We start from the raw sequence: 10280 nt of genomic DNA on the forward strand, positions 1-10280 counted from the left end.
GCTATGGGCCGGCTCGGGTCGGTGAAACGTCTCGATGAGGCTGACAGCCGCAGGCTCTGGCGCGAGATCCGCAATGTGAAGCCCTATGCGGATGGCACCTCGCGTCCTGTCTGGCGCGTCTCGGTCGCACCCGGCACGGGCCACCGGCTTGTCGCGGCCCTTCGCCTGGAGGAGGGCGTGGACGCCTATTACGATTGGCAGGGCGGGCTTGTCTGGATGCGCATGGAAGCCGAGCCGGAAGGTGAAATGCTGCGCCGCTATATTCATGCGCTTGGCGGCGGGCATGCCACCTTGATGCGTGCTACCCCAGGCCACCGCGCGATGACGTCTGCTTTCCAACCGCAGCCGGAGGCCGTGGCTCTCCTGTCTGCGCGCGTGAAGGAAAAATTCGATCCGGCAGGGATTTTCAATCCGGGGAAGATGTGGTGATGCGGATAATGTCTTTTGGTGACCACTCCCTCACCCTAGCCCTCTCCCGGTGGGGGAGAGGGGATGACCTCGTTTGCCGCGATTCCACGATTTTCTTTCTGGCAAGGAGGGGGAAGGTGCACTTCCCCCTTCTCCCCTCGGGGAGAAGGTGCCCGACAGGGCGGATGAGGGGGCTTTCTCTCAAGCCAGCAATCGCCCATCCTTCGGTGCGAAAGTAGGGGGGAACCTGATGCAAACGAATTTCACTCCCGAACAGCTTGCCGATCCGCATGTGGCAGAGTCCGAGGCGATCCTGCGTAAATGCGTTCATTGCGGCTTCTGCACCGCCACCTGTCCGACCTATGTGACGCTCGGCAACGAACTCGATAGCCCGCGCGGCCGCATCTATCTTATCAAGGATATGCTGGAGAACGGCAGGCCCGCCGATGCCGAGGTGGTGACGCATATCGATCGTTGCCTTTCCTGCCTCGCCTGCACCACGACCTGTCCTTCCGGCGTCGACTATATGCACCTGATCGACCATGCGCGCGTCCATGTCGAGAATACCTACAAGCGCCCGCTGATGGATCGGCTGACCCGCAATGTGCTGGCGGCTGTGCTGCCTTATCCCGGCCGGTTTCGGATGGCCTTGCGGCTTGCGGACCTCGGCCGGCCTTTTAAGGGTCTGTTCAGACGCATTCCAGCCTTGAAGGCCTTCGCAGCCATGCTCGATCTTGCGCCGCGCCGCATTCCCGCGCAGTCGCCTTTTGCCAAGCCGGGGCTGCATCCGCCGCAGGCCGAGCGGCGCGGTCGGGTGGCGATCCTGACGGGTTGCGCTCAGCCCGTCCTCGATCCGGAAATCAATGCGGCGACCATCCGCCTTTTGACGCGCCTCGGCGTCGAGGTCGTCGTGCCGCAGGGGGAGGTCTGCTGCGGCTCGCTGGTCCATCATATGGGCCGCGAGGAACAGGCACTCGCCGCCGCCCGCACCAATGTCGATGTCTGGATAGGCGAGATCGAGGCCGGAGGGCTCGACGCCATCATCATCACCGCGTCCGGCTGCGGCACGACGATCAAGGACTATGGGCATATGCTGCGCCTCGATCCATCCTATGCCGAAAAGGCCGCAAGGGTTTCGGCGCTCGCCAAGGACATCACCGAATATCTCGCAAGCCTCGATCTGCCGTCGCATATGCCGCGCGGCATCACCGTCGCCTATCATTCCGCCTGCTCCATGCAGCATGGACAGAAGATCACCATGGCACCGAAGCTCCTGTTGAAAGCTGCGGGCTTTACGGTGCGCGACCCGGCGGAAGGGCATCTGTGCTGCGGCTCGGCGGGCACCTACAATATCATGCAGCCGGAGATTTCGGCCGAGCTGAAGGCGCGCAAGGTCAGGAATATCGAGGCGACGAGGGCCGATGTCATCGCCACCGGCAATATCGGCTGCATCACGCAGATCGCCACGGGAACGGGCATTCCCATTTTGCATACGGTGGAACTGCTCGATTGGGCCTATGGCGGCGATATGCCGGCGAAGCTGAAGGGTCTGCAGCAGGCCGCTGCCTAGAGCATTTCCTGGAAAAATGCGTGGCAGTCTTTCGTCCGGAATTGCGCAAAGAAACTAGAAGATAGAGCGTTTCGCAATTCGAGAAAAAGCGGAAAGTCTCTAATGCAGCTTGTCAGGCGCCGGCAGTCGGTGTGCCTGCCATTCGATCTCGAATTTGTCGGCGGCAATGCGCGTCATGCTGATGCGCTCCTGGCCTTCCTCGAAGAAGATGCCGTCCACGAGGCCGGCGATACCATCGTAAAACGAGCCCTCGACGAGGCTGGTGATGCGTTGCATCTCAAGTTCTCGATCGGAAATATCGGCAACCGACATGCAGTGCCGGCGGCCATCGGCAAACACGTCGATGAGCCGCGGAACGTCGCCGCCGACATCGACTTCGTAATAGACGATGACTGGCTCCTCGCTTTCCGGATGGATCCAGTCGCATCGGTAATAGGAAAAGCTCATGTGCTCGAACATAGCACATAATCCCCCAAGCCTGAACCGATTTGGGGGATGGATTGCGGAAGCTGGGCGATGATCTTCAGAAGTTGAACGAGACGCCGAAGTTGAGGGCGTGGGTGAAGACCCTGGTCTTCAAGGTGTCGCCGCTATCGATCGAGACGTTGTCCACGAAGTTGTAGTTGCCTTTGTATTCGACGAAGGTCGACCAGTGCTTGGCGAATTGGTAGCTGACGCCGGCCTGTGCCTGCAGCGATGCTCCGCCGAACTGGTAGTCGAAGGTGGTGCCGGAGGCGCGGCTAACTTCGACATGCGGCACGTTGATACCCGCGCCGAGGCCGACATAGGGCGTCCAGTTGCGGCTGGGATCCTGGAAGCGGTAGAGAGCGTTCAGCGTCAGCATATTGAGGCCGTCGGTGAACTCGAAATGCGACCAGCCGGGCGTGTTGCCGAGATCGCCATAGACCTTCGCATGGCTGTAATCGAGCGATACGCCCCAGTTCGGCTTGTCGAACTGATCGAGCCACCAGATGCCGCGGAAGCCGAAATAAGGCGGCATCTTGAAGGATTTGCCCGACCAGTTGGGGTCGAAGTCGGCACCATCCGACGTGGTTACATTGCTGCCGGTTGCGCCCTGGAAGCCGCCATAGGCGGAAAACTGCATTTCAGCAGAAGCAGAGCCGGCGGCGAATACGGATGCTGAAATCGCAAGCGCGGCAAGGGCCGGCTGCTTGATGCGAAATGCACGATGCATGTGAAATCCCCGGATGGCAAAGAGCTGTTATGTAGACGCGCTTCGATGACACTTCTATTTCAGTCACAGGTGACAATGCATGGCTTAGGCGGCGAAGCTGACGTGAATCTGAAGAAAAGAAGCCGGTTTGCGGCGGTCCACATCGATAAATTCGAAGCTGTCACCCGGGCGCAACAGTGCTTAGGAGAGCATGATGCCGAAAAGTGTGTAGCGGTTTTCGAACGACATTTTGCCCTGCTTCTTTGTTTCGAGAACGGGCTCGAATTTCAGGTCGATTCGACCTAAAATTATCCGGCTGCAGGGTCTGGTTTCGAATGGAATAATGCGTCGCAGACAAGGCAGGCATCCCGAGCCTGCATGACGGTTTCATGCGATAGTTCGGGACGCCTGCCAATGCCGGAAGCAAGCTCAGAAGATCAGGAATCCGATCAGCCGCCGAACAGGGTCCTCAGCACATCGACGCCGCGATCCTGGTAGCTGACTTCGCCCTGCTTGTTGCCGGGGCCGACGACGATGACCTTCGTGCCCACGGGGACGCGATCATAGAGATCGATGACGTCCTTGTTCATCATGCGGATGCAGCCGGACGACATGTTGAGGCCGATGCTCCATGGCTGATTGGTGCCGTGGATGCGAAAGGCGGTGTCGTTGCCATTGCGATAGAGATACATGGCGCGCGCGCCGAGCGGATTATCCTCGCCGCCTTCCTGATAGGCCGGCAGCTTATGACCTTTCTTGGCTTCGCGAACGCGCATTTCCGGAGGCGGCGTCCAGCCCGGCCATTCCGCCTTGCGGCCGACCTTGACGACGCCGGACCAGCCGAAGCCGTCACGGCCGACGCCAATGCCGTAGCGTCTCGCGCGGTTGTCGCCTTCGACGAGGTAAAGATACTTGTTGTTGGTGTCGATGATGATGGTGCCCGGCTCTTCGTTCGTCGCCAGCCGCACCATGCGCCGCTGGAACTGCGGCTTGACCTGCCCCTGCGGTTCGACCGCCACCCGGATCACGTCGGCGCGTGCGGCCGGTGCCGCATAGGGTGCTGAAGCGGCGATGGCTGCTGCACTCGATGCCGCAAGAAGATACACCGCAACGACACCCGTCGTCACGATCGACAATGCTGCTTTCATAATGGCATTCCCCTCGTTGAATCCGGTAGGAAACTACCGGAACCGGCGAAGGGATCAAGATCAAAATGCCCAATAATGGTCACAGTCCGGAAGAACTCACGTCTCTTCTATCGCCGATCAGACTATAGTCTGAATTATAGTGGACGGCCTTCCGGTGGGGCGAATACTGCCCCTTCGAAGGAGCGATATTCGCGGCGCCGGTCCAAAGGCTATTCGGTATCACATGACGGTGACGCGGGTGCCGACCTTTACGCGGTTGTAGAGGTCGATGACATCCTCGTTGCGGAGGCGGATGCAGCCAGAAGACACGGCGTTGCCGATGGTCCAGGGGGCGTTGGTGCCATGGATGCGGTAGAGGGTGGAGCCCAAATACATGGCGCGTGCGCCGAGCGGATTGCCCTCGCCGCCTTCCATGTGGGCCGGAAGGTAATGCCCTTTGGCCGCTTCGCGCGAGATCATCTCGGCGGGGGGTGTCCAATCCGGCCATTCCTGCTTGCGGGTCACGGTATGGGCGCCGGCCCATTCGAAGCCGGGCTTGCCGACACCGACGCCATAGCGCCGCGCCTTGCCGCCATCCATGACCAGATAGAGAAAGCGGTTATTGGTGTCGATGACGATGCTGCCGGGCTTTTCCTTGGTCTGGTAATCGACGATCTGCGGCAGGAATTGCGGATCGATCTGGCCGTGGATTGCCGGATATTGCGGACGGGCCATGGCGACCTGCTGCACGGCCGGGCGCGCAAAGAGACCGCGCGGCTGCACGACTTGACGCACTTGCGGGGTTACCTGCTGCTCCATTCTAGGATCGGCGGCGCGGCGCGCCATCGGGCGGGGATAGACCACCGGCTGCACATTGCCGCCGCCAAGCTGCATCACCCAGGGAGCGGTCAGATCGGGACTGACGATGACGGGCGGGCGCGACTGATAGCGATCGTCTGCGAAGGCGGTGGAGGCAAGCAGGCTTAGAGCGCCCGCGGCACACAGAACGGCATGTTTCATCATCGGACAAACTCTCTACACATGGGCCGAGGATGGGCGCGACAGCACCCGGTCGAAACCATGGTGCCACTTGCACGCGAGCGAATGGTAAACATCCATTCATCAAAATGCCGCGAAGCCGATAAAGCTTTGTCAGGGTTACCGCCTGGTTTGGAAAGATGGTTTGCAAATGGTAAATCATGAATCGGAATGCATGGTCGCCGAAATCGGCTTATGAATTTAAGCATTTGATTGATCTCAATTTATCCGTTAGTTGCATACCGGTTTCCGGTGGCGCGTGCTGAAATAGGGGACGAATCGCAGAATGGCGGAAACGGGCATCATCACCGGCGAGGACGGCAAGGATCGTTGCTTCTGGCATGGCAACCTGCCGGAATATCAGCGCTATCACGACGAGGAATGGGGCCGCCCGGTCGTCAACGATATCAGGCTGTTCGAAAAGATCTGCCTGGAAGGCTTTCAGTCCGGCCTCTCCTGGCTGACGATTCTGCGCAAGCGCGAGAATTTCCGAGCCGCTTTTGCCGGTTTCGACTTCGAGAAAGTCGCCAGGTTCGGTGAGGCCGATATCGAGCGCTGTCTCGCCGATGCCGGCATCATCCGTCATCGCGGCAAGATCGTCTCCACCATCAACAATGCCCGCCGCGCCATCGAGATGCGCGACGAATTCGGCTCGCTCGCCCGCTATTTCTGGGCGCACGAGCCGGGCGCGGACGAGCGTCCCGAGGTCTTCGACCTGACACATCTGCGCGCCAACCCGACGACATCAGCTTCCGTGCGGATTTCGAAGGATTTGAAGAAGCGCGGCTGGACCTTTGTCGGCCCGACCACGGTTTATGCCTTCATGCAGGCCATGGGCCTGGTCAACGATCACATCGAGGGCTGCTATTGCCGGAAAGAGGTGGAGGCGATGCGCTGTGCATTGGTGCGCCCATGAGAAACGCGCTTTTCGGTCTTTCCCTGACGATGCTCGCGCTCTTCGGCGGGGCTTCCGCCCAAGCCCAGAGCGACACCCAGCAGCGCCTTCCACAGCTCGATCGCGGCGAGAAGATCGAGAAGCTCGGTTTCCCGGCCGTTCTGGAAAAGTTGACGGGCTGGACGAAGTTCGGCAAAGGCAAGGTCTACACGCTGCCGCTGAAGAAGGGCCAGCATGTGCGGATCACCTTCAGCTCCAAGAGCAAATACACGTTTATGGCGATCTTCGACCTGTCTTCGAGCGACGACGAATCCTTTTTCGGTACGGACGAGGATGGCAATACTGCCGATGTGACCCTCAACGAAGATACCACCTGGCTGATCAAACCCTATTATTCGCGCGTCACCCGCCGCCGCGGCCTTGGGGCACCGTACGAGATCCTCATCGATCCCAACCCGCCGGCCGCGCAGCAGACGCCTGCTGATCAGCAGAAGGATCAGGGACCGATGCTTTTCCCGCCGCGCTCGAAGCAGGGGCAGTAGGATTTACGACAATCCTTCGATCACGCCGTGCAACTCGCCGAGATGACCGATCTTGCGGAAACGCGGCGCGTCGGTCGGTTCCTCGACATGCTCGAACGACCAGGTAAGCTCGTGCGGCACGAAGACGCCGTAGGCCCCGGCAGCAAGCGCCGGCACGATGTCCGATTTCAGCGAGTTGCCGATCATCATGGCTCGTTCGGGTCCATCCCCCACCTTGGAAAAAATGCGGCGATAGGTAGAGGCATTCTTGTCCGAAACGATCTCGACTGCGTCGAAGAGGTCGCCGAGCCCGGATTGGGCAAGCTTGCGCTCCTGATCGAAGAGGTCCCCCTTGGTGATCAGCACCAGCAGATATTTGCCCGACAGGGCTTCCAGCGTCTGGCGTACATGCGGCAGGGTTTCGACGGGATGGGCAAGCAGGTCGCGGCCGATATCGAGAATCTGCGCGATGACGTTGGCAGGCACATTGCCTTCGGTGATCTCGATGGCGGTTTCGATCATCGAGAGGGTAAAGCCCTTTATGCCGAAGCCGTAGTGTCGGAGGTTGCGCTTCTCCGCCTCCAGCAGCCGTGCGGAAATGACCTCGCTTGCGGCGTGATCGGCGAGAAGCTCGGTAAATTGCAGTTCCGTCAGCCGGTAGAACTGTTCGTTCTGCCAGAGAGTGTCGTCGGCATCGAAGCCGATCGTGGTTAAGGGGCGTTGCGTCATCGGTAAATCCGTTCTGCGCATGATATGAAGGCCGGAGTCTAATCCGCCCCCGGCCGGACGCAAGAGCAAGTGCAGGTAACCGCATCGTGATCGGTCCGAGGTCTCGCGTTGAAATCGGTTTCCGGTGCATTATGTCCTCGTTGTCTCGATCGCTGCGGAGCCAGAGCCCGGCCTCGACGACTGTCTTATGACCTCTCCAGGGCAGTGCCGACAGCGGCTGCCGTGCCGAGGCCAATCCATAGCTAAAAAATAAGCGTTCACCGGCCGGAAGTGTCTTCCGGCTGACCACAAGGGAATTTCTCCTATGCGTTACAACCAACTCGGCAATACCGGCCTGTTCGTCTCCGAACTTTGCCTGGGCACGATGACCTTCGGCGAAGCCAATCCCAGCAATAGCCTCTGGGGCTCGATCGCCGATGTCGATCAGGCGCTCGCCGACAAGATCGTCGGAAACTCGCTCGCCGCCGGCATCAACTTCATCGATACCGCCGACGTCTATTCCTTCGGCAATTCCGAAAAGCTGCTCGGCCAGGCCCTGAAGAACCTCGGCGTTCCCCGCAAGGATGTCGTCATCGCCACCAAGGTCTATGGCGTCATGGGCGACAAACCGAACGATCGCGGTGCCTCGCGCGGCCATATCATGGATTCGGTGCAGGCAAGCCTCGACCGTCTCCAGACCGATCACATCGACCTCTACCAGATCCACGCGACCGATACGGTGACCCCGATCGACGAGACGCTGCGGGCGCTGGACGATCTCATTTCGCGCGGCCTGGTGCGCTATGTCGGCGTTTCCAACTGGCAGGCCTGGCGCATCGCCAAGGCGCTCGGCATGTCCGAACGCCGCGGCTTTGCCCGCTTTGAAACTGTGCAGGCCTATTATTCCATCGCCGGCCGCGATCTGGAGCGTGAGATCGTGCCGTTGATGTCGGAAGAAAAGCTCGGGCTCATGGTCTGGTCGCCGCTGGCGGGCGGTCTGCTCTCAGGCAAATACGGCCCCGGCGCTCCCGGCAATGGCGAGGGACGGCGCGCTAGCTTCGATTTCCCGCCCGTCGATAAGGACCGTGCCTGGGCCTGCGTCGCCGCCATGCGCGAAGTGGCGGAAAAGCACGGCTCCAGCGTCGCCACCGTGGCGCTTGCCTGGATTCTCTCGAAGCCCTTCGTCACCAGCATCATCATCGGCGCCAAGCGTCTCGAGCAGCTCGAACAGAATCTTGCCGCCGTCAGGCTGAAGCTCGATGCTGGCGATATTGCAAAGCTCGATGAAGTCAGCGCGCTTCCGGCCGAATATCCCGGCTGGATGCTGGCCCGCCAGAGCGCCCAGCGCGTGCCGCAAGCCTTCGAGCCCAAGGACTGATATCACAGGCCGGGCCGCCAGCCGTCGTGGCGGCCCGGCTATACCTCAAAGCTCGATGACGATCTTGCCGAAGGGGCCGCGGTCGAGATGGTCGAAGGCTGCCGGAACCTCGCCGAGGGCATAGCGATGGTCGATGACCGGCTTCAGGCCGATGCTGTCGACAGCATGTACGAAATCTTCGAGCGAGCGGCGATGGCCGACGCCGATGCCCTGCACGGTAGGAGATTTCAGCAGGAGCGGTGCCACCGGACCGGAGATGTCGAAGCCCTCGAGGACACCGATGACTGAAATCCGCCCATGAGGCGCGACCGCTTTCAGCGATTGTCCGAAATTCGGCCCGCCGGCGATTTCGATGATATGGTCGATGCCCCAATCGTCGGTGAGGCGATAGACTTCTTCTACCCAATCGCTTTTGTTTCGGTCGATGCCGTGATGCGCGCCCAAAGCCTTGGCTCGCTCGAGCTTTTCCGACCCCGAGGAAGTCACGAAGACCTCGGCTCCCTGAGTGGCGGCGATCTGCAGCCCGAACAGCGCTACGCCGCCCGTTCCCTGCACCAGCACGCTGTCGCCCGGTTTGATCTTGCCGCGTTCCACCAGGGCGAACCAGGCCGTGAGACCGGCGCAAGGCAAGGTGCTTGCCTCGGCATGATCGAGGCTCTTGGGCGCCGAGACGAACCAGTCCTCCGGCATGGCGATATATTCCGAGAGTACGCCGGGATAGAAGCCGCCAAGCGTCTTATAGGGCGGTGTGCGGGCGTCGCCGAGCGGCTTGCCGTCGATCCAGCCGGGATGGAAGGTCGAAATGACCCGATCACCGGCGGCAAATCTGGTTACGCCGTCTCCCACCGCTTCGATGACGCCTGCCATGTCTGAAGCCGGCACGAAGGGAAATTGGATCGGCAGCCCCATGCCGGTCTCGCGCACGAGCTTGTCGCGATAGTTCAGCGAAACGGCCTTGACCCGCACAAGGACTTCGCCGCGTGCGGGCGAGGGAACTGCCGTCTCGCTAAGGTTCAAGGGCGCGCCGACGGCGATTGTCTCTAGTGTCCAGCGCTTCATGGTCTTCGTCATCACGATCTCCTGAGAGGAATTGGAAGCAATGGATGCAGCATATCGTTGCTTTCCGGTCGCCAGTGGCGATATTATTTCCGCTTACTGGTTCCTTAGAGGAAGCAATCATCATGAACGAGATGCTAAATGGCATTCCGGAATTCGTGGAGGCGGTCGAAGCCGGCGGCTTTTCGGCTGCGGCGGCGCGCATGAATCTCTCGCGTTCGGCGATCGGGAAGACGATCGCCAGATTGGAGCGGCGCCTGAACGTCCGCCTGTTCCACCGCACCACCCGCATGCAGAGCCTGACAGACGAAGGGCAGGCCTTTTACGAGCGCTGCCGCCGGGCGCTGGACGAAATACAATCGGGCGAAGCCATGCTGGAATCGGGCAAGCGCGAGGTCACGGGAC

12 protein-coding genes are annotated in these 10280 nt (G+C 60.6%); 6 read left to right on the forward strand and 6 right to left on the reverse strand.

Features of this window, described 5'->3' with window-relative positions; genetic code table 11:
• Window positions 1–429: glycolate oxidase subunit GlcE family protein (locus Q4Q11_RS28890; RefSeq protein WP_498571615.1), on the forward strand; the 429-nt coding region annotated here is incomplete at its 5' end.
• Between the two features lie 229 nt (window positions 430–658).
• Window positions 659–1978 (forward strand): glycolate oxidase subunit GlcF, encoded by a 1320-nt coding sequence (glcF, locus tag Q4Q11_RS28895; RefSeq protein WP_498571616.1) that lies wholly within the window; start codon window positions 659–661, stop codon window positions 1976–1978.
• 99 nt (window positions 1979–2077) lie between these two features.
• Here glcF and Q4Q11_RS28900 read toward each other — a convergent pair whose 3' ends face one another.
• The 4 genes from Q4Q11_RS28900 to Q4Q11_RS28915 form a co-directional block, all read right to left on the reverse strand.
• Window positions 2078–2437, reverse strand: coding sequence for a DUF6881 domain-containing protein (locus Q4Q11_RS28900; protein WP_498571617.1), 360 nt, complete (start codon window positions 2435–2437; stop codon window positions 2078–2080).
• 64 nt (window positions 2438–2501) lie between these two features.
• Entirely contained in the window at window positions 2502–3173 is a 672-nt protein-coding gene (locus Q4Q11_RS28905; RefSeq protein ID WP_112511289.1) for a porin family protein, read from the reverse strand.
• 428 nt (window positions 3174–3601) lie between these two features.
• Window positions 3602–4300, reverse strand: a complete 699-nt coding sequence (locus Q4Q11_RS28910) for a L,D-transpeptidase (protein ID WP_113213831.1) — start codon at window positions 4298–4300, stop codon at window positions 3602–3604.
• Between the two features lie 219 nt (window positions 4301–4519).
• Window positions 4520–5302 carry a L,D-transpeptidase gene (locus tag Q4Q11_RS28915; RefSeq protein WP_113213830.1) on the reverse strand — a complete coding sequence of 261 codons (783 nt, stop codon included), beginning with the start codon at window positions 5300–5302 and terminating at the stop codon, window positions 4520–4522.
• Between the two features lie 301 nt (window positions 5303–5603).
• Between Q4Q11_RS28915 and Q4Q11_RS28920 the strand changes: the two genes are divergently transcribed.
• On the forward strand, window positions 5604–6233 hold the full coding sequence (locus tag Q4Q11_RS28920) for a DNA-3-methyladenine glycosylase I (protein ID WP_112511297.1): 630 nt from the start codon (window positions 5604–5606) through the stop codon (window positions 6231–6233).
• The gene (locus Q4Q11_RS28925; RefSeq protein WP_113213828.1) at window positions 6230–6754 is read left to right on the forward strand and encodes a hypothetical protein; all 525 of its coding nucleotides are present in this window, start codon (window positions 6230–6232) and stop codon (window positions 6752–6754) included. The genes Q4Q11_RS28920 and Q4Q11_RS28925 overlap by 4 nt, the downstream gene beginning before the upstream one ends.
• Window positions 6755–6757: 3 nt before the next feature.
• On the opposite strand, the gene Q4Q11_RS28930 is transcribed toward Q4Q11_RS28925, so the two are convergent.
• Window positions 6758–7462 (reverse strand): HAD family hydrolase, encoded by a 705-nt coding sequence (locus tag Q4Q11_RS28930; protein WP_112511301.1) that lies wholly within the window; start codon window positions 7460–7462, stop codon window positions 6758–6760.
• A 304-nt stretch (window positions 7463–7766) separates the two neighbouring features.
• Between Q4Q11_RS28930 and Q4Q11_RS28935 the strand changes: the two genes are divergently transcribed.
• Window positions 7767–8819 (forward strand): aldo/keto reductase, encoded by a 1053-nt coding sequence (locus Q4Q11_RS28935; protein WP_112511303.1) that lies wholly within the window; start codon window positions 7767–7769, stop codon window positions 8817–8819.
• A 45-nt stretch (window positions 8820–8864) separates the two neighbouring features.
• Here Q4Q11_RS28935 and Q4Q11_RS28940 read toward each other — a convergent pair whose 3' ends face one another.
• The gene (locus Q4Q11_RS28940) at window positions 8865–9890 is read right to left on the reverse strand and encodes a zinc-dependent alcohol dehydrogenase family protein (protein WP_498571618.1); all 1026 of its coding nucleotides are present in this window, start codon (window positions 9888–9890) and stop codon (window positions 8865–8867) included.
• 110 nt (window positions 9891–10000) lie between these two features.
• Between Q4Q11_RS28940 and Q4Q11_RS28945 the strand changes: the two genes are divergently transcribed.
• Window positions 10001–10280: LysR family transcriptional regulator (locus Q4Q11_RS28945; protein WP_498571619.1), on the forward strand; the 280-nt coding region annotated here is incomplete at its 3' end.

This window comes from Rhizobium sp. UFLA01-1127 (assembly GCF_059803845.1).